Origin of the sequence: Herbaspirillum sp. 3R11, from assembly GCF_004563925.1 — a bacterium.
Lineage (GTDB): Bacteria > Pseudomonadota > Gammaproteobacteria > Burkholderiales > Burkholderiaceae_D > Herbaspirillum.
Genome location: NZ_SPNJ01000004.1, coordinates 487,024 through 506,564, shown reverse-complemented (window position 1 = coordinate 506,564; position 19,541 = coordinate 487,024). Strand labels below are relative to the sequence as shown.

Sequence of the window (19,541 nt, the reverse complement as noted above, 5' to 3'; positions counted from 1 at the left end):
AATCGAGGAGACAAATATGGACACCAAGATGGACAACAAGATTGACACCACCCGACGCAAGCTCATCATCACCGGCGCGGCAGGCGCCTCAATAGCGACAGTCGCCTCAATGGCATTTCCTTCGCTGGCGTGGGGACAGGCTCAGTTCAAGATGAAGTGCGCCAACATCATGCCGGGCGATCATCCGCTGAACATACGGCTCACGGAGGCAAGCGCCAGGATCAGGGAGCAGACCAACGGCCAGGTCGACATCAGCATTTTTCCTTCCAGCCAGCTCGGCACCGATGCGGATATGTTGTCGCAGGTGCGCGCCGGAGCGATCGATTTTTTCGTGCAGTCCGGTCTCATCCTGGGGGCGCTGGTGCCGGTGGCGGCAATCAACGGCATCGGCTTTGCCTTCTCCGACTATGCGAAGGTATGGCAGGCGATGGACGGGCCGTTGGGGAAACACATCCAGACCGCTTTCCTGAAGTCCAATCTGATTGCGTTCGACAAGATGTGGGACAACGGCTTCCGTCAGATGCTGTCGTCGGCCCGGCCGATCCGTACTCCCGAAGACATCAGGGCGTTCAAGATCCGCGTTCCGCCCAGCCCGCTTTGGACATCGCTGTTCAAGTCGCTCGGCGCGGCGCCGGTGTCGATTCCCTGGGCCGAGACTTATTCGGCGTTGCAGACCAGGATGGCGGACGGCATCGAGAACGCACTGGCGACCATTTACTTCTCCAAGATGTATGAGATATCCAAACATCTTTCCTACACCAACCACATGTGGGACGGCTTCTGGATGGTCGCCAACAGGAAGGCCTTTGAGTCGCTGCCGGCCTCGTCGCGCGATATCGTCGTCAAGGCGATGAACGAAGCCGCAGTGAAACAGCGCAGCGATGTCGAGAAGCTCAATGGCGAACTCGCCGGTAACCTGGGGACCAAAGGCGTGCAGTTCACCAAGGTCGATCGGGCGCCGTTCCAGGAGAAGCTGCGCCAGGCCGGTTTCTATGGCGAGTGGAAGCGCCGCATGGGTGACGAAGCATGGTCCTTGCTGGAAGCAAGCACAGGGAAACTGGCCTGATCAGATTTTTTAATGCTTATAAAGAATCGCCTTCAGGAAGAGCTTCAGATCCTTTTCCACATCCGCGCCGAAATCCTGCCTGGCCACGCCGCGAAACTCCTGCGGCTCCAGCAAGGGCTCGACGGAATCCGTGATCCGGACAGCGCCGCCCAGGGCGTCGAATCGGATGGAGTAGAAATAGTCGGGATTGGCTGCGGAATCAGGCGCATCGGCATGGCGGCGCACGCGGAAACTCAGGCTCAGATATTCCGGCTTCTGGCTGTCTTCGTGCAGTTCCTCGCTCCACCAGTTCGCCGCCTGTAATTCAATCCGCAGCGCGGCGACCGTGTTCTTCACCGCATCCACGGCGCGCGAGGTGATCATGTCGAAATCCTCCATCGCCTGCCGGGCGTCATCTTCCGCCGCCTGCTTTTCCAGCCGTATCTCGCGGATTGCTTCGTCAAGTATGCCCATGGTGGTTTCTTTTCTTTCTTGTCTTTGATTTCATCGAAGGGGAATGGTAGCCGACTGGCCCACCGCCTGCTGTTCGCGCACATAGTCGACGAACGCGCGCAGCGGCGCCGGCACATGGCGTCGTCCGGGATAATACAGAAACGGTCCTGAAAACGTCTGCCACCACGGCTGCAAGATGGGCTCAAGCGCGCCGCTGTCGAGATGGGGCCGCAGCAGGTCTTCAAACAGGTGGACCACGCCCACGCCTGCGATGGCCGCATCGATGGTCAGGTCGAGCGCATTGCTTGGCGTGACCAGCAAGCGTTCGGGCGGATCGATTTCGATCAGCTCGCCGTTGCGTTCGAATTTCCATGTCGGTTTGTTACCGCCGGAGAACTGACTTCGCACGCACGCGTGCTCGAGCAATTCGCGTGGATGTTTCGGCCGCCCATGGACATCGAGATAGCCCGGCGCCGCTGCTGTGGCAAAACGCTGCACGCGCGGACCGATGGGCACGGCGATCATGTCTTGCTCCAGCCTCTCGTCATAGCGGATGCCGGCGTCGCAGCCGGCCGACAGCACGTCGACGAAGCCGTCTTCCACGGTCACCTTGATGCGGATGTCCGGATAGCGTTTGAGGAAGCCGGCAATGACCTCTGGCAGCGTGATGCGCGCGGCGCTGGCCGGTACGTTCAGGCGCAATGTGCCTGACGGTTTGTCGCGAAAACCGTTCAGCACGTCGAGTGACGCTTCCATTTCAGAAAACAGCGGCTCCAGCCGGTCCAGCAAGTGGCGGCCGGCATCGGTCGGCGCCACGCTGCGTGTGGTGCGGTTGAGCAGGCGCAAATCCAGCCGCGTCTCAAGGCGCTGCACGGCGGTGCTGAGACTGGCGGCGGAGACGCCGTTGCTGCGCGCGGCTTCGCGAAATCCCCCGGCGCGCGCCACCGCGACGAACGCGGCCATGTCATTCAGTTTCATCTAGACTGTTCATTAAATTAAACAACCTGTGAACTTTAGATGGGATTATCAAACAATGCAATTGCTCCGATACTGGACTGGCCGCAGCGTCCAAGGGAATTCTCCCTGGCTGCACAACTGTTCCGGAAGGAAAGCATCCATGAGCGCATCTACAAGTACATCAACCATCGCCACCCATTTTCATTTCGCCGGTCGCACCGTTTCGCGCATGGGCTATGGCGCCATGCAACTGGCCGGCCCGCATGTGTTCGGTCCGCCCAAGGATCGCGCCGCCTGCCTGTCGGTGCTGCGCACGGCGATCGACGCCGGCGTCGACCACATCGATACGTCCGATTTTTACGGCCCGCACGTGACGAACCAGATCATTCGCGAAGCACTGCATCCTTATCCGGCCAAGCTGACCATGGTCACCAAGATCGGTGCGCGTCGCGACGACCAAGGAGAATGGCTGGCGGCGGCGAGTCCGCAGGAATTGCGCAGCGCGGTTGAGGACAATTTACGCAACCTGGGCCTCGACGTGCTGGACGTGGTCAACCTGCGCATCTTCGGTCATGGGCTCACGCAGGGCAGCATCGGGCGCCAGGTCGAGGTCATGCTGCAGTTGCAGGAAGAAGGTTTGATCCGTCACATAGGCCTGAGCAATGTCACGGCCGCACAGGTCGAGGAAGCGCAACAGCGGGCTGACATCGTCTGCGTGCAAAACATGTACAACCTGGTCCATCGCGACGACGACGCGCTGATTGACACGCTGGCAGCGCAAGGCATCGCCTACGTGCCGTTCTTCCCGCTGGGCGGTTTTACGCCGATTCAGTCAGGGGCCTTGTCGGCTATTGCTGCACGCCTGCAAGCCACGCCAATGCAAGTCGCGCTGGCCTGGCTGCTGCATCGGTCGCCCAATATCCTGCTGATCCCCGGCACGGCGTCGGTGGCGCATCTGCGCGAAAACCTGCAGGCTTCGCAGGTGTCGATCCCGCCTGAGGTATTGGCGGAGCTTGATGCCATCGGCGGTAATGAACGGTAATGAACGGTAATGAGCGGTAAGAGCGGTAAGAGCGCGAAAATCAACGCGCCGGTTTTGCCTTCGTCCATACCGCATTCTTGCCGAACCACGCCGTCAGGAAGTCAATGAAAACGCTGACTTTGGCGGACAGGTGGGCGCGCTCCGGGTAGACCGCAAACACGTCGGCGCCGGGCAGGCTCCAATCGCTCAGCACCGGCGTCAATCGACCGGTTTCAAGATAGGCATGCACGTCCCACTCGGAGCGCATCAATATTCCCAGGCCTTCGAGCGCCCACACCACGCCGGCTTCGCCGTCGTTGGTGCTGAGGCTGCCGCGGACCTTGATGGTCTCTTGTTTCCTGCCGCGCGTCAGATGCCAGGTGCCATAAGCGGCATCGCTTTCGCGCAGCACGATGCATTGATGCGTCTGCAAGTCGCGCGGGACCTGCGGTACGCCGGCTCTTTTCAGGTAAGCCGGCGAGGCGCACAGCAATCGCTCATTCGAGACGATCTTGCGGGCGACCATGCGCGAATCGGGCACGGTGCCGAACCAGATACCGATATCAAATGCCTTGTCGGCCAGATTGATGGACCTGTCCGTGAGTTCCAGCTGCACCTCGACTTCGGGGTAGCGCCTGACGAATGCCGCGATGGCGGGCGTGATGTGCCGCCGGCCGAATCCAAATGTGGCATTGACCCGCAACACACCCTTGGGCACGCCGCGGCTGCTCGACACTGTCTGCTCCAACTCCTGCAATTCCGCCAGCAAGCGCGCGCCGGTCGCCAGATACACCTCGCCCTCGTGCGTCACGCTGATGCGTCGCGTGGTGCGGTTGAGCAGTCGTACGCCGAGGCGTTTTTCTATCTGCGCCAGGCGCGAAGTCACCGCCGGCGGCGTGACGCCAAGCTCCCGCGCGAGTGACGCGAGCGAGCCTTGCTTCACCAGTTGGATGAAAAATTCCAGATCGGAAAGTCGATTCATTATTAAGCCTGACTAAATAATGGATGTAGTAATTATTAACTATAAAGATCGATGGAATTATTACACTTCTTCCCAACGAGATGTGTGCGTAATACGTGCGCATCTCGCATCGATCAAAAAAACACAAGAAGAGGCGATCTCAGCGATCGCCCTCAATCAACGGAGACAAGCATGGAAGCAACATCTATCGAAGCCCCGACCGCTCGGCGGGCGATATGGAAAAATCTTGGCAGTCGCAAGATCGGGCCTTTGCCATGGCCGATTTACGCGGTGATTGCCGCGATCACCATCATCGCCGCGCTGAATAAAAAATTGCCGAACGACATGATCGGCGGCTTGGCAGTGCTGATGCTGGCCGGCTTTCTGCTTGGCGAGATCGGCAGCAAACTGCCGGTGTTCAAACACATCGGCGGCGCAGCGATCCTCTGTCTCTTTGTACCGTCGGCGCTGATCGGCTTCAAGCTCATGGATCCCGAGATACTGAAGGCCATCACCACCACCATGAAGACGGCCAACCTGCAGTATCTGTACATCGCCTGCCTGGTTGCCGGCAGTATTCTCGGCATGCGGCACAAGGTGCTGGTGCAAGGCTTCATGCGCATGTTCCTGCCCTTGCTGGCGGGCACGCTTGCGGCCATCGTGTTCGGCATTTCGGTCGGATTGCTGTTCGGCTATTCTCCCCGGCATACGTTTTTCTTCATCGTGGTCCCCATTGTCGGCGGCGGCATCGGCGAGGGCATCCTGCCGCTGTCGATCGGCTACTCCGAAATCCTCGGCAGGCCGCAGGCGGAACTGATCGCCATGCTGGTGCCGGCGGCCCTGCTGGGAAATGTCGTGGCCATTTTGTCGAGCGGGGTGCTGCGCTGGATCGGCGACAAGAAGCCGCATCTCAACGGCAACGGCTTCCTGGTGAAGTCCGGCGACGATGCGGAACTGCTCAGGACCGATCACACCAATGTCCCGATTGACCTGCAGTTGATGGGCGCGGGCCTGCTGATCAGCTGCGCCTTCTTCATCCTCGGTGCGGTGCTGGCGGAGCCCACCGGCATCCCGGGCCCGATCCTGATGATCGTCAGCGCCGCGTTACTCAAAGTCTTCAAGCTGATCCCGGAGCAACTCGAGCTGGGCGCGTATCAGATGTACAAGTTCGTCTCGACCAATCTGACCTTCGCGATCCTGGTCGGACTGGGCGCCTTGTTCGTGTCGTGGAAGGATCTGGTTGCGGCCTTTACGCCCGGTTATTTCGCCGTCTGCGCGGCAACCGTGATCGCGCTGGTGACGTCCGGCTTCTTCGTCGGCAAGTGGCTCAACATGTATCCCGTCGAATCGGGCATCGTCACGGCTTGCCACAGCGGCCTGGGCGGTACCGGCGACGTCGCCATCCTGTCCGCCTCGAATCGCATGGGGCTGATGCCGTTCGCACAAATCTCGACGCGTATCGGCGGCGCCGCCATGATCGTCTGCGCCACCATTTTGCTGAAGGTGTTCAGCTAGGGTGGCCGGGGGTGGGGAAATGCGGCGATCTCGACAAAGGATTTTTTTGCATTGTTTTGCGCAATCTTATCGTCGATAATTGTCGCCATGAACGACACTACACAACGCCCCCCGCTCCCTGACCGGCTCTCGATCGATCCGCGCAGCCCTCATTTCAACGCCGCCATCTTCGAACATGAAGTCGGCATCAAGCTCAATGACAAAGAGCGCACCGACGTCGACGAATACTGCATCAGCGAAGGATGGATCAGAGTCCCGGCCGGCAAGGCGCTGGATCGCAAAGGCAATCCGCTGCTGACCAAGGTCAAGGGCAAGGTCGAAGCTTTTTACAAGTAACAATATTGCTGTAACGACATTTTTATTTTCAGGATAGTTTGCAAAAAGGGCACGTGCATCAATTGCACGTGCCCTTTTTGCTGTTGACGACAGACGCACAAGTCCGGCTCAGAACTTGGTCGCAATACCCAGTCCCCACTTGCGTTCGGCATCGCCGGTATCCGGCAGCAGGCCGTTCGAATAATCCAGGCTCAGGCCGACGTTCTGGTTGAAGTTGTAGGTCAGCGCGCCCTTCCAGTAATGGATGCTGCGCGAGCCCTCCAGAGCCTTGAGGCCGGTATAGGTGGTGGTGAAGTCAAACGGCAGTTTCGGATTGGTCGAGGCCAGCGTGAAGCCGGCCTGTGCACCGAGGCGGATGAAGTCCTGATGCTGCTCGTAGACCGTGGCGTTGCCGCGATTGAGATAGGTACCGTTGCGGCTCTGGCCGATCAGGATAGGTTTGAACGCCAGGCCGTTGTTCCAGCGGATGAAATCGTTGAGGATGCCGGGACGCACCATCGTGTAGGTGAAGTTGACGGTGAGCAGGCGGCTGCCATCGGAGCTGTTGATGAGGTAGTCCGGCCGCGCCGTCAGGTCTTCGGTATTGGCCGAGCCCGGATGGGCGAAGTGGAACGACGAGAGCACGCCGGTCTGGCCGGTGCGCGTAGTGTCCACGGTGATCGCGCCGCCGTTGTAATTGGTGACCCGATTCTGCTTGAAGCCGACGTAAGGCACCGCCTCGTAGGTGCTGCCGATGCTGTCCAGGGGACGCTTGTCGAAGGAATAGCCGGCGAACACCACGATGTCGTTGGTGCGCGACTGCGCCACATCGTCATTGGCCAGCGTCAGATGCGCACGCTCGACCGACGCATAGGCGGCCTGGTTGTTGCGGTCGATGGACAACTGGTCGGGATTGCCGCGCACACGCACCGGATCCATCCAGCTCGGCTCATGCGTTGCCGGCGGGGTTGCAGTGGCGCCGGCAGCGGCAGAGCCAGCAGCGCCGGCCGTAGCTCCAGCTGTAGCCCCAGCAGCAGCCGGTGCAGCGCTCATGGTGGCGGCCGATGCCGCATGCGGCAAGCTGAGCTGCGCGTCGCTCTGCACGCAGGCGAGACTGCCCGGGTTGCCGTCGTCGAAGAACGAAGCGGCGACAGCGCGGCCGGCCGGTTTGAACTGCGCATCCTTGCCGTCGAGCAGATGTTGCAGGTCATCGGCGATGTGATCGGCGTTGCAACTGTCACCCTTGCAGGCGCCGCCCGCTGATTTCTCGGCGGCGCGTTTCTTGAGCAGCCATGACGCCAGCGCCCGGTATGACGACAGCGGCGCAGGGTGCTCTCCTACAGCGAGATAAGCAGTGCTTACCGGATAAGTGGCAAGCAGGCGCGCCGCCAGCTTCTCCTTGTCCACTTGCAGATTGGGTGCGCACAAGCCTGCGGCATCCGCCGCTTGCGCCAACGACCCGGCGCCTGAGGCGGACAGCAGCATGAGCGCCGCCAGCGATTGCATGCGTCTTCGCATGGAGAAGTTTGTTCTTGTAGCAATAAATGGCATGCAATTTTCCCGCTCAAAAGCAGGTATGAACACGCTGCACTGCAGAATGTTCAATGCCGCCTGCAAATTTACTTCGACGACAAGCCGGGTTTGCATTGCATGGCGGGTCAGGCAGCCTGATGGAAAGGGTAGTCCGTATAGCCGACTTCGGTGCCGCCCCAGAACGCCGAACGGTCATAGTGATTCAAGGGCAGCTTGTGCTGCAGGCGGAACGGCAGGTCCGGGTTGGATGCGAAATGGCGACCGAAGGCGACCAGATCGGCATCGCCTTTTTGCAGAATTTCTTCCGCGCCGTCGCCGGTGAAGCCGCCGGCCGAAATGATCGGCCCCGTGAACACCTTGCGCAGAAACTCCGACGCCACCGGTTGCTGATGTTCATCCAAGGTCTCGACGCCTTTGACGCGCGGCTCGATGATATGCAGATACGCCAGGCCGAAGCGGTTGAGCTGTTGCGCCGCGTAGGTGAAAGTCGCCTCCGGATCGGAATCCGAAATCGATCCCCATTGGCCGCTCGGGGACAGGCGTACGCCGACGCGCTCCGCACCCCATACCGACACCAGCGCCTCCACTACCTCGAGCATGAAGCGCGCGCGTTTTTCTCTGCTGCCGCCGTAGGCGTCGGTGCGCTTGTTGGTGCCGTCCTGCAGGAAGGTATCCGACAGATAGCCGTTGGCCGAATGCAGTTCAACGCCATCCAGGCCGGCTGCCTTGGCGCGCTCGGCAGCCTTGCGGTAATAGCCGATCACCAGCTGGATTTCATCGATGTCGATGGCGCGATGCGGCGACGCCGGCACCCAGCCGTCTTGCGTCAGCACGTCGGTTTCAAACGGCACCACCGACGGCGCAATCGGCAGCGGTCCGCCGGTCAGGTCGACGTGCGACTGCCGGCCGTCGTGCCCCAGTTGCATGAACAGCAGGCCGCCTTTGGCGTGCACGGCGTCGGCGATGTTCTTCCAGCCGGGAATGTGCGCGTCTTCGTAAATTCCCGGCGCGCCCAGATAGCCGCGGCTGTCGAAGGACACGTGAGTCGATTCGGTGATGATCAGGCCGCCGGTCGAGGCGCGCTGGCGGTAGTACTCCAGCATCAGTTCGCCGGGGCTGTCGTCGGCATTGGCGCGCAGGCGCGTGGTCGGCGCATGCACCACGCGATGCGCCAGGGGATAAGGGCCGAGTTGGAACGGCGAAAAAAGCTTGGACACGGAAATTCTCCTGAAGGGATACAGCCACATGCTGTTGACCTCATGGTAGGGACGCATGCGTTCAGGATAAAGAGGCCGCAGTTCCGGACACTGCGGACAAAGTCGACGTCAATGTGACATCAATGCTACGGCGCTTCGTGCCATTTCCTAAAAAATGAACCGAGCCACGAGCCGTACAAGGACGCTAACGCCTCAATATGAAAACTGTCACGTCGGGCGGGCACATCGCCTTCATCCAAGGGAAATCGCTTTCCACTTCGGTCCCGTCGAATTCGACAATCTCCGGTCGCCATTTCTGAAGGCGAGCATCCACGCTGGACTTCAGGCGATATTTTTTTCCTGGCTCTGCATTGAACTGCAGAGGAAACGCTCCTTCAGAGCGTAAGCAAAGAACAAAGAAATGGGCATGCAAGGAGTGCAAGCCCGGCGCAAGGGAAATGTATTCGCGCCGCTTTCCTGCGGAATGCGCGAGCACGCGAGATTTGTCCGTGGGATGTGTACGGATGTCATCGACATCGGTGACCGCGACGTGCGGGTCCAGATACAACCTGGCGATGCGACTGGGATCTTGCGGTGGTCCGTCATAGAGCTTTACTTCCGTCAGCGTGCTGCATCCTGCCAGCGAGAGGGAGCATAGTGCGGTGAGCAGGAGGCGGTTGAGTTTCACGAGGTGGTTGGCGGCAGGGCCGTGCTGGCGAAGGAAAATCTGGAGTAAATTTTTCATTCGGTACGCCATTCAGGCAACGGAAGGTGTCGCCAGATATGGCGCTTGTTTGAAACATTCGATCAGCATTTCGGTGAGGACCCGCACTTTGCGTGTCGCCTGCTGCCCCGGTGGGCGCACGACATAGGCGCCTGCCACAGGTACCGGATGACGTGTCATTACCGGGATAAGCGCCCCGGTGACCAGGTGCTCATGAATCAGACCAGTCGGGAGATAGGCAATGCCAAGCCCGGCCAGGGCGGCAGCGACCAGAGCGGTGCCGTTGTCTGCCTTGAAGCGACCCTGGGGACGAACCGTGAGGATCTTGTCGCCATCCATGAGTTGCCAGGGATCCGTTCCTTGCATGAGGGCCTCGTGGGAGAGCAGCTCGTCCGGCGTTTCCGGTGATCCATGGGCCTTGATGTAGTCCGGGCTTGCAACCACGATCCCATGGATCGGCCCGATGCATCTTGCGAGCAGATTGGAGTCCGCCAGATGGCCCAGCCGAATCGCGCAATCGTACCCTTCAGCAATCAGATCGACGACCTGGTCGCTGTAAGAAGTGTGGATATGGAGCTCGGGGTGGCGTCGGGCCATTTCCGCGAGTACGGGAGCCAGGTGAGTCGGACCGAAAGAAAGCGGCGCGGCAACTCGCAAGCGGCCGCGAAGATCGCCGGCGGGCAGGAGCGTTTCCTTGGCCGCTTCGATTTCGGCGCAGACTCTTGCCGCGTAGTCCCGGAACGTGACGCCGGCTTCCGTGAGCGCCGCGCCGCGGGTGGATCGGGCCAGCAGCTGGACGCCAAGTTCTTCTTCAAGGCGGAAGAGCCGGCGACTGACGATGGACTTGGACACACCGAGCCGTAGCGCAGCAGGCGAAATTCCACCGGCATCGGCAACTTCCACAAAGGTCCGCAGCTCTTCAATATCCAATTCAGATCTCCCCCAATTTGCGACAAGGCCCGCCACGGAATGGTACTACCGTACGACCACTTCCTGTCCAATTCGGCGTTCCTCTTTGCGCGACACAGTTTCCCGCGTAATGGCGCTACCTCGTCCATCCTGTGAACAACATAATGCGGCTTCCAGCGACGTCGCCATCGGCGCACGTTCCCAAAACCCATGCCGCTCACAACGGCAACAAAGGATAGACCAATGAATTTCCGTAACGGCCTTGATTCGCTTCTTCGCCCAGAAGACTCGGTACTCGTTCTGATCGACCACCAACCCTACCAACTCGCGAACGTGAACAGCCACGAACCGCAGATGGTGATCAACAATACGGCGGGCCTGGCGAAGGCCGCCAAAGCCTTCGGCGTTCCGACCATTCTGACGTCCGTGATCGCTGAGCGAGGCGGTCTGCTCTTTCCTCAGATCACCGACGTGTTCCCGGACCAGGAAGTGATTGATCGCACCTTCATCAACACCTGGCAGGACCAGAAGGTGGTCGACGCAGTCAAAAAGACGGGACGCAAGCAGTTGATCATTGCCGGCCTCTGGACCGAAGTCTGCGTTGCGATGCCGGCTATCCAGGCTCTCGGCGAAGGCTGGGATGTGACGGTAGTCACCGACGCCTCGGGAGCCGTTTCAAACGAGGCGCACCAGATCGCCATCCAGCGAATGATCAGAGCCGGCGCGAACATGATGACGTGGCTGGCGGTGGCGGCTGAATGGCAACGCGACTGGGCCCGGGCCGAGAGTGCCGTCGCGCTGACGGAAGTGATCATCCAGCATGCGGGCGGTAGCGGCATCGCGTATCTGTGGGAGCAGCAGTTGCTCAACACGCCGGCCCCGAAGATCGCCGGTTGATCTTTGCGGGGGGGGCGAGTGTCTTGCGCCATCCCCCGCGATGGAACGGCTGTCCGCGTGAACGGAGGGCAGCCGGCATGATCACTGGTCTTTCTTTATACCGCCCGCCATTGAAGTCGCTTATCCAGCCTCACCGTCGTTTCATGGAAAGGAAGATAAAAATGTCACTGGATCGCTTCCCAGTCGGACAAGAAATGGACGTTGCCTATCCGGCTTTCAACGTCAGCCTGTCACTACTCTCGGTCAAGCAAATGAAATTCGAGATCAAGGAAGGGCCGCTTGCGCATGCCGAGATCGTCGACATTCATGTTGTGCCGCTCGGGAACAGCATGTTCGCCGTCAGCTGGCAGGAACAGGATGGCGCGACGGTCACGAATGTCCAGGATTACGATCGCTGTCTGATTCATTCGCACGCCACGCTGTCTGATGGCCGGTTTCTTCGAATGACCGGCACATTTGCGATTACCCGTCCCGCCGACCAAGTCTCCGACGATCGTCCGGAGCGCAACAAAGCGCTCGTTGTCGAGGCAATGACATCACTGTTCCAGCACCGTGATGCCTCGGCAGTTGAGCGGCTCTACGCTCCCGGCTACGTCCAGCACAATCCCGGCATTCCGCAAGGTCGCGATGCCCTGCAAGCGCTCGTCGCCGACCTATCAGAAGACGTTTTCTACGAGCCCGGTCTTGTCGTTGCCGAAGGCGACTTTGTTGCAATCCATGGCCGCATCCGCGGTTGGGCGGAAGTACCGCAAGTCGTGGTCGATCTCTTCAGAATAGAAGGAGGAAAGCTGGCCGAGCATTGGGACGTATTGCAGAACGACGTGCCGGTTACGGCAGCCCTCGGGGGCCTTGCGATGTTCGATCCCGCGGAAGGGGCGTATCGCGTTCAGCTGCGAACAACAGATTGAGAGAACTCTCCGGATGAAGCACAGTGGTTCCCGGGCAGTCAAACCACAGCACCGCCAAACGACTCGGGCCGCCGTGCAAGCAGATAAGACAGCCGTTGAAGACCCGCCTGCAGGCGTCCACGGTCCTTGATGCTACCCAAAGAGATCCGGATCGCGTTCACGGATCCGCTGCCGGTTGCGAATGCCTCCGCCGGCGTGACGGCGATGCCCTCGCTCTCGGCTGCACGTGCAAGCTGTGAGGGGCTCCAATACGTCGGCAACTCGAGCCATGCATGCAGGCCATCTTCGGCTGCGGCGCCGCTGTATCGCCCCGCCAGAATATCCCGCGCCATGCGGTGGCGCAGGCGCGCCTCGTTGCGTACGCCTTCCATCAATCTGTCAGCCGAACCGTCGAGGATCCACTGAGTGGCGAGTGCGGCCGTCAGGGGAGCGACCATCAGCGCAAATGATCTTAGCGCGACCAGGAAACGCGTGCGTTCGTCCGGGTCGCGTATCAGCACGAACGCGACGCGCAAGCCCGGCGTCAGGCATTTCGACAGGGTTGAGATGTAGACCACCTGTTCCGGGGCAAACGTGGCGACAGGCGGCGGCGGGGCATCGGCGAGAAGCCAGTAGGGATCGTCCTCGACGATGCGTACATCGCAGCGCTTCGCGACGCCGGCGATCTCCTTGCGCCGGCGTTGCGGCATGGTGATGGCGGTCGGATTCTGCAATGTCGGATTGAGGTAGACCAGCCGGGGCTTGTGCCGGCGGCACGCTTCCTCAAGCCTCTCCGGCACCATCCCGTGCTTGTCCGCTTCCACCGCAATGATGCGCCGACCGAATTGGGTCGCTGCGGTACGCAAGCCTGGATAACTCATTGGCTCCGTCAGGATGACATCGCCCGGCTCCGTCAGCGCAAGGATCAATGCGGCGATCGCCGCTTGCGCGCCCGGACAGACGACAAGCTGCCGGGAATCCAGATGTCCAAACATCGGTGCCAGCCATTTGGCTCCAGCCTTCCGGTTGGAGTCGCTTCCTCCGGCCAGGTGGTAAGTCATCAGCAATTCACTATCTGCGCTCATCAATACTTGAGACAGGCCTTGTTTCAGCATGTCGTCGAAGTCCACGCCATCCGGCGGTGGCGGGGTATTCATGCTCAGGTCGAGGATCGAGGTCAATTCGACTTTCGGCGCCGCGACATACGTCCCTCGGGCGCCGCGGCCCTCCAACAAGTTGCGGCGTCTGGCTTCGTCATATGCGCGCGTGATCGTCGTCAGGTCGACGTCCAGCTGCGCCGCCAACCGGCGCTGCGGAAGCAGGCGGTCGCCCGGTTTCAGCGATCCGTCCGCCACCGCCGCCTGCAACGCATCCGCAATCTGCAAAAAACGTGGCCCGCCATGCACGGCCAATCGCGGCAACCAGATCGGCAAATTTTCATCTTGTATGGTTTTCGGCTGGGACATTTTGTCTCAATGTATGGAAATTGCTTTCAAGTAGTATGCGTCAGGACGTGCAGCAACACCATCCTCGCATGGCAGTCGCTGACGTTGTCTCCTCTCTCTGGAAGTACTGAAAATGATGGACTGGGTCCCTGTAGTCTTCGTTGTATTCAAGGTTCTCGTGCTCGGCACGGGCATGTTCTTCGCCATCAAGTGGCATTACGATCAAGGGAAGAAGGGGACGGTGGCGGAGAAGCGCGCGGTGCTACGCGCGGGCGGCAAGGTGGCCGCAGTCGTGGTGCTATCGCTCCTGGGCTTGGGGCTTGTCACCTTCGCCCTTGCCAGGACGCTCGGTCTGGACTTGACCTTCCCATGATGGCAAATAATAGTCGGCCGGTATTCAGTGATGCGGCGGTAATTTTCCGATGCGGCTATTGGGCGGAAGCGGACGAATTGGAAAATTGTCGATATTGGCCGTGTCCCACAAATTAGAATTCAACAGGATCAAAGGTCAGTCTTGTACAACCCAGTCGCGCCACAATACTGTCAGTACGGTCATGAGCGCTGGTCCGATGAACAGACCCAGCAGGCCAAAAGTCTGGGCGCCGCCGAGGATGCCGAACAAGACCAGCAGGAAAGGCAGGCGAGTTGAGTTGCCGATCAGCAGCGGCCGCACCAGATGTTCGGCGATCAGGACCACGGCGAAGCCAAAGACAGCGACGCTGATGGCGCTGACAGTCGCTCCTTGCGCCAACAGCCAGAGTGCAGTACCGCAAAAAATGATCGGTGCGCAAAACGGCAGCATCGCGGCGATCGCGGTCAGCAGGCCAAGCAGGGTGGCATGCGGTACCCCGGCGATGGCATAGGCAATGCCCAGCAGTACACCTTCACCAATCCCGACCACCACCAACCCGGCGACCGTGCCGCGTACGGCCGCGGTCATCTGGTGCGCCAGCAGGGCGCCAGAGACGCCGAAGCCGCGGTAAGTAATTTTGACGAGATTGCCGCTCATCCTGGAACCGGCCAGGAAGATGACAAACAAGCTCATCAGCATAAAGCCGAACAAGATCAATCCATGTACCGCCAGAGCGCCGACATGCCGGGCAGTGATGACAGCCGCTTCGACATGCAAGCCTTTCAGGAAGGGCGAATCGTGCAGAGGCCTGGCCAGGTTTTCTTGCCACCAGGCCGTGACTTGCTGCGCACCGAAGGGCAAGTGACTGATCAGAGCGGGCAGTGGCAAGCCGTTCGCCTCGGCCTGCTTGAACCAGGCGATAAATTCGTGCGACTCGTGAACAGCCTGGGTGATCACCAGCAAGAAGGGCAGCACCACGAACAAGGCGACCGCCGTTGTCAGCAGCAACGCCACGCCTATCGTCCGCAGGTGCGAAGCGCGCGGCGTTTCCAGGCGCAACAGCAGCGGCCAGAGGGCGATGGCGATGACGCCGGCCCACACCACTGCGGGGATGAAATCGCGCATGACCCACAGCGCCAGCAGCACCAGAAATCCATATAGAGTGATCGATGCGGCGCGTTGGTTCTTGTCGCCGAGGGCTTCCGTTTCGTCTGGTTTGTGTTGGATCATGGGATTTCTTTTGTGGTTGATGCGTCGGGACAGGTCACGGGACAGTCGTTCAATCCCTGCTTATCGACGCTGAAATTGATTCTGGCGACGCTGCCATCCGGATACTGAATTCGGACATCCGCTTCTGGCCGGTTGCGAACCTTCATATTCCATTTTTTTGGAGAACCTTGCTCCAAACCTTCGCGTGACGCCCCGTTCCGTAATAATCCACAAGCATGCCGTGAGCCTCATCGAACATGCGATCATAGAATCCCCAACTCGCCAGGTAGCGCGGGCCGCTGTTGACCAGTAGCCGAGAGGCGCCAGCCGCCTTGGCCTCTTCATATACTGCCGATAACAACGATCGTCCGACTCCCTTGGACCGCATGAAGTCACGACGAACGAACACATTGAGCAATTCCAAGGCATCCGGCGCATTCATGGAAACATGGGCGCTCATTCGCGCGTCCGGCCGTGAAAGACCCATGCACGCGACCGGCGATCCTGACGGATCGCAAGCGACCAGATAGCTGCGGCGACGCCCCTCATCGTCTGCACCACCTGCCATGTGGGCTTTGATCGAAGCAATCTCCGACTCTACAATTTGACCAGTGTGCAGATCGCGCACGTGCTCGCGTAACACAACCTCAAGAGGCGGAAGGTCTGCCCGGCCCAGCCATCTGATGGATCCAATCTCGTTGTTAGCCGATGATAGAGCTATCCCCTTGGGACTGTGGGTATAGAAAATGTCCCATTCCTCCTCGCTCACCTGCACAAAACCATTGTTTCGATAAAAACGATTGGCATCGCTTTCGCGCAAGGCAGTGAGCTTGACGGAGCATCCCTTGCGGCCAGCATCGGCGAGAATGCGTTTAAGAACCTGCGCGCCGATTCCCTGGTGCTGGTATTGCGGAAGGATATAAAAATGTCGGAGGGTGTGGGCGTCATGATGACGATCCAATGAGAAAAAGCCGGCAGCATGGCCATCGATCATGATGAGATAGCTGGTTTCTGGCGTGAACGTCGATGTAAAACGTTCACGCGCCCGCTGCGCGTCAAATCGCCCGACCCTCTCCAAACTCTCCCGCATGGCAGCGATGCGCATATCGACAAAACGTTCAAGATCCGATTCTTGGGATTGAATGAAGACAGCAAACATTGAGTTCTTATGGCTATCGAAAGTGGGGGGGGGGGAGTGACCGAAATCTCATCATAACTTGGGCTAAGGTGGCAATGTCGTAGCAGAGGTCAGCTTCTGGCCGATTGCGGACATGCAATACGTTTGATTCAAGCGCGTCGATGGGGAATCGCAATCTTTAACACGGTCTCACCTTCGACGCGTCGTGTTTCCAAAGTGCCACCGAGGCGGTTCGCACGCATCTGCATGCTTTTCATACCCGTGCCGGTCGGCTCCTTCTGCACCACTGGATCGAAACCGACACCGTTATCCCTGATCTGCAGCGTCAGCCTGTCAGCATCATCGCGCAATTCGACGTGAACGCTGTTTGCATGGCTGTGTTTGAGCACATTGGTCAGGCCCTCCTGCAGGATACGGATGATGTCCAGACTTTGCGCCGTCGGCAGATGACAGTCTTCAATACCTGACAACTGCCAACGGCAGACGATGTTCTGACTTTCAAAGAGAACGCCCAGCCGATGTCTCAATGGCACCAGCATTTCGGCCAGCGAAGTTTCTGCCAATTGATAGCTGGAAGCCGTGTCGATGATGATGCGCAAATCGTCGCGCAGTTCTTTGAGAATTGTCAGGAAGCGCGACGAGGGGATGCTCCCCGGCGCATGCTCCAGCGTAGCGATGCTGCTCACTAGCGTGCCGCCCAGACCATCATGCAAATCGTGGGCGAGATTGAGGCGCTCACCCAGACGGACGTTGACGATTTGCAGTTCATGCTCGCGCTTCAATGTCTGGGCCAACGCTTCCTTGGCGGCTTCGACCTTGACATGCAACTCTTCGTTGAAGCGTTCGATACGAGACAGATTGCTCACAAAACGCCATCCCAGCACCAGCGCCATGGCAACCATCTGGAGTTGCGATGCGAGCGCAGTGTAATAGATATTGCTGTCCAATATTTTGAGGAAGACCAGCAGGTCATGAATGCCGACGCCGATACATACCGCGAGACACGCTGCCAGGATCAGTTGCTCGACACGCCGTTGGCGCCAGGCGAAATAGAAGAACAAGAAACAACTGCCGATATAGGTCATCGCGGGAATCAATGCCAGCCATGCCCTTGCCTCTTGCATCCTTGCATGCGGGGTGAGGCACATGGCGACGCTGCCGGCGGCAACCATCGCCCCGACGACAAGCTCGGTGCGTCGGTAGCGGCGAGGTCCGTTGCGTAATACGAACATGGTGAAGCTGGCGCTGTACACCAGGAACAGAATCGATACGGTGGCTTGCCAGGCATCTGTGCTGGAGAAGGGCCACGGGGTCAATTTGACCTGGTTGCTTGCATACAGCCACCATGTCAGCGACATCAGGCCGAACCAGCCGAACTCCGTTTCACGCCGCCGCAATATCCATAGCGCCAGAAAAAAGCAGCCGAGGGTCGCGCTCACCGCCAAGCTGAATAACTGCAGATCATGCCGCAGCCAATATTCGTGCGTGTAGCGGATGCCGATGTCGGCTGGCGCGCCGAGCGTCACCGGGCCAAGGCCCGGCTGATAGGCGGCAAGACCGGATACGCGGATGAGCAGAATGTTTTGTCCGCTCCTGAGCAAGGGCGGCGAAGCCTGCCAATAGCGCGGGGTATTCCAGGCACGCGTCAACGGTTCGGTCAGATTCTGGTCGCGGCTGAGCTGGACACCGTTGAGCGAGACCACGCCGGCCATGTTCAGATAATCCATCATGAGTCCGACCGGCGCTGTCGCATCGGTCTGTTCCCAGGTCAGGCGATACCACACCACGCCGTCAAAGCCAGGCCAGCGCAAGCTCCAGTCGTCGGGCAACGCAACGTCGGTCCAACCGGCATCGGGAGGCATCTGCGCATCCCAGTTCGCGCGCACGGCTTCAATGCGCTGAAATGACGGTGCCGACGCAGCGGCGGCAATCGTCATTCCAGAAAACAGGAACAGAACGACGCCGGACAGGACGGAGATCAGGGCAGCAAACCATGGGCGCGCGCTTCGAAGATGGCCTGGGTGCGGGAGTTCACGGCCAGCTTCTTGTAAATGTTTTTGATGTGGCATTCGACAGTCGATCGTGAAAGTGACAGCAAGCCGGATATCTCCAGATTGGCCAGCCCCTTGCTGACCAGTTCGAGAATTTCGATTTCGCGTTTGCTCAAAGGAGACCGCAAAGGCATCGGCGACGGCGCATGTTGTTGCGCTTTCCCCGCGCCCGGATCGATCAGTTGAAGGATGTGCTTCGCGACAAACGGATCAATCGGCGCACCACCGCGCAAAACGCTGCGTATGGATAAACCGATCTCGAAGTCGTCGCGATCCTTGAGCATATAACCGGTGGCGCCAGCCTGCAGCGCACTGACGATGGTCTGTTCAGTGCTCCACGTGGAGATTACCAGAATGGGCAAAGCAGCGTCGACCGCATGCAGGGCGCGGATCAGGTCAATGCCATTGCCGTCGGGAAGACCGACATCGACCAGCACCATCGCGAAGGGTTGCAACGCCAACAGCGCATTGGCGTCGGCAATGCTGGCGGCAAACGACATTGCTCCGTCGTCGTAGCCAAGGATGCTGAGGATGCCGCGCAGTCGCAACTGCATGGCGTTTTCGTCCTCCACGATCAGCAGAGGACTGGGGAGAATCGATGCCGGCTCGATGCCGGCGGAAGGCAATGGCTGAGTCAAGAATGGATACCGTAAATGGGGACTGAAGAGGGCAAGCTTTATCGACGCCTTGCCCGAACCGCTACAAGTTAGCCAATCGCGGCCGGCGCCGCAATACCCAATTCTAAGGATGTTGTCTTTCATGCCACCGCAGGAGCTTCTGGGGGCTTCTGGTGTCCAGGACACTGTCGCAATCTACCTATTTTCAAGGATTGTGGGCGCGCAGACAGGATGTCAGCATCACGTTTTTACGTCTGCTTGGCTGGATCGCTGCGACACGCGCCGTTATCCCAGTTTGTCGCCGGCATACCCTTGT

General features: G+C 59.5%; 19 protein-coding genes. 7 read left to right on the top strand and 12 right to left on the bottom strand.

Annotated elements, in window-relative coordinates:
* Positions 1-16: 16 nt before the first annotated feature.
* Positions 17-1,066, top strand: coding sequence for a TRAP transporter substrate-binding protein (locus E4P32_RS19160; protein ID WP_233526728.1), 1,050 nt, complete (start codon positions 17-19; stop codon positions 1,064-1,066).
* 9 nt (positions 1,067-1,075) lie between these two features.
* On the opposite strand, the gene E4P32_RS19155 is transcribed toward E4P32_RS19160, so the two are convergent.
* The gene (locus tag E4P32_RS19155; RefSeq protein ID WP_116435877.1) at positions 1,076-1,519 is read right to left on the bottom strand and encodes a hypothetical protein; all 444 of its coding nucleotides are present in this window, start codon (positions 1,517-1,519) and stop codon (positions 1,076-1,078) included.
* Between the two features lie 30 nt (positions 1,520-1,549).
* A complete protein-coding gene (locus E4P32_RS19150) occupies positions 1,550-2,476 on the bottom strand; it encodes a LysR family transcriptional regulator (protein WP_116435876.1) in 927 nt (308 codons plus the stop codon).
* A 139-nt stretch (positions 2,477-2,615) separates the two neighbouring features.
* Between E4P32_RS19150 and E4P32_RS19145 the strand changes: the two genes are divergently transcribed.
* Positions 2,616-3,497, top strand: coding sequence for an aldo/keto reductase family oxidoreductase (locus E4P32_RS19145; RefSeq protein WP_116435875.1), 882 nt, complete (start codon positions 2,616-2,618; stop codon positions 3,495-3,497).
* A gap of 40 nt (positions 3,498-3,537) precedes the next feature.
* On the opposite strand, the gene E4P32_RS19140 is transcribed toward E4P32_RS19145, so the two are convergent.
* Positions 3,538-4,458: a LysR substrate-binding domain-containing protein gene (locus E4P32_RS19140; RefSeq protein WP_116435874.1), complete on the bottom strand. Its 921-nt coding sequence runs from the start codon at positions 4,456-4,458 to the stop codon at positions 3,538-3,540.
* Between the two features lie 171 nt (positions 4,459-4,629).
* Between E4P32_RS19140 and E4P32_RS19135 the strand changes: the two genes are divergently transcribed.
* Together E4P32_RS19135 and E4P32_RS19130 are read left to right on the top strand one after the other, a co-directional pair.
* A complete protein-coding gene (locus E4P32_RS19135; protein WP_116435873.1) occupies positions 4,630-5,952 on the top strand; it encodes a 2-hydroxycarboxylate transporter family protein in 1,323 nt (440 codons plus the stop codon).
* Positions 5,953-6,039: 87 nt separating this feature from the next.
* On the top strand, positions 6,040-6,288 hold the full coding sequence (locus E4P32_RS19130) for a DUF3297 family protein (protein ID WP_116435872.1): 249 nt from the start codon (positions 6,040-6,042) through the stop codon (positions 6,286-6,288).
* Positions 6,289-6,396: 108 nt separating this feature from the next.
* Here E4P32_RS19130 and E4P32_RS19125 read toward each other — a convergent pair whose 3' ends face one another.
* The 4 genes from E4P32_RS19125 to E4P32_RS19110 form a co-directional block, all read right to left on the bottom strand.
* Positions 6,397-7,785 carry a hypothetical protein gene (locus tag E4P32_RS19125; RefSeq protein ID WP_233526727.1) on the bottom strand — a complete coding sequence of 463 codons (1,389 nt, stop codon included), beginning with the start codon at positions 7,783-7,785 and terminating at the stop codon, positions 6,397-6,399.
* Positions 7,786-7,925: 140 nt separating this feature from the next.
* Positions 7,926-9,017 (bottom strand): alkene reductase, encoded by a 1,092-nt coding sequence (locus E4P32_RS19120; protein WP_116435871.1) that lies wholly within the window; start codon positions 9,015-9,017, stop codon positions 7,926-7,928.
* Positions 9,018-9,201: 184 nt separating this feature from the next.
* Entirely contained in the window at positions 9,202-9,741 is a 540-nt protein-coding gene (locus E4P32_RS19115; protein WP_135008767.1) for a hypothetical protein, read from the bottom strand.
* A gap of 12 nt (positions 9,742-9,753) precedes the next feature.
* Complete coding sequence (locus E4P32_RS19110; protein WP_116435869.1) at positions 9,754-10,650, bottom strand: LysR family transcriptional regulator; 897 nt, start codon at positions 10,648-10,650, stop codon at positions 9,754-9,756.
* A 222-nt stretch (positions 10,651-10,872) separates the two neighbouring features.
* Here E4P32_RS19110 and E4P32_RS19105 point away from each other — a divergent pair, with 222 nt between their 5' ends.
* Entirely contained in the window at positions 10,873-11,526 is a 654-nt protein-coding gene (locus E4P32_RS19105; protein WP_116435868.1) for a hydrolase, read from the top strand.
* Between the two features lie 77 nt (positions 11,527-11,603).
* Positions 11,604-12,434 (top strand): nuclear transport factor 2 family protein, encoded by an 831-nt coding sequence (locus tag E4P32_RS24230; protein WP_199525677.1) that lies wholly within the window; start codon positions 11,604-11,606, stop codon positions 12,432-12,434.
* A 38-nt stretch (positions 12,435-12,472) separates the two neighbouring features.
* Here the strand turns inward: E4P32_RS24230 and E4P32_RS19095 are convergent, their stop codons facing one another.
* Positions 12,473-13,879 (bottom strand): PLP-dependent aminotransferase family protein, encoded by a 1,407-nt coding sequence (locus E4P32_RS19095; RefSeq protein WP_199525676.1) that lies wholly within the window; start codon positions 13,877-13,879, stop codon positions 12,473-12,475.
* Between the two features lie 112 nt (positions 13,880-13,991).
* Here E4P32_RS19095 and E4P32_RS19090 point away from each other — a divergent pair, with 112 nt between their 5' ends.
* Positions 13,992-14,231, top strand: coding sequence for a hypothetical protein (locus tag E4P32_RS19090; RefSeq protein WP_116435867.1), 240 nt, complete (start codon positions 13,992-13,994; stop codon positions 14,229-14,231).
* 135 nt (positions 14,232-14,366) lie between these two features.
* Here E4P32_RS19090 and E4P32_RS19085 read toward each other — a convergent pair whose 3' ends face one another.
* The 4 genes from E4P32_RS19085 to E4P32_RS19070 form a co-directional block, all read right to left on the bottom strand.
* On the bottom strand, positions 14,367-15,440 hold the full coding sequence (locus E4P32_RS19085) for an AI-2E family transporter (protein ID WP_116435866.1): 1,074 nt from the start codon (positions 15,438-15,440) through the stop codon (positions 14,367-14,369).
* A gap of 142 nt (positions 15,441-15,582) precedes the next feature.
* Positions 15,583-16,578 (bottom strand): GNAT family N-acetyltransferase, encoded by a 996-nt coding sequence (locus E4P32_RS19080; RefSeq protein WP_116435865.1) that lies wholly within the window; start codon positions 16,576-16,578, stop codon positions 15,583-15,585.
* A 128-nt stretch (positions 16,579-16,706) separates the two neighbouring features.
* Positions 16,707-18,626: a 7TM diverse intracellular signaling domain-containing protein gene (locus E4P32_RS19075; protein ID WP_116435864.1), complete on the bottom strand. Its 1,920-nt coding sequence runs from the start codon at positions 18,624-18,626 to the stop codon at positions 16,707-16,709.
* The gene (locus E4P32_RS19070) at positions 18,536-19,369 is read right to left on the bottom strand and encodes a response regulator transcription factor (RefSeq protein WP_116435863.1); all 834 of its coding nucleotides are present in this window, start codon (positions 19,367-19,369) and stop codon (positions 18,536-18,538) included. Before E4P32_RS19070 ends, E4P32_RS19075 begins: the two co-directional genes overlap by 91 nt.
* Positions 19,370-19,541: the final 172 nt, after the last annotated feature.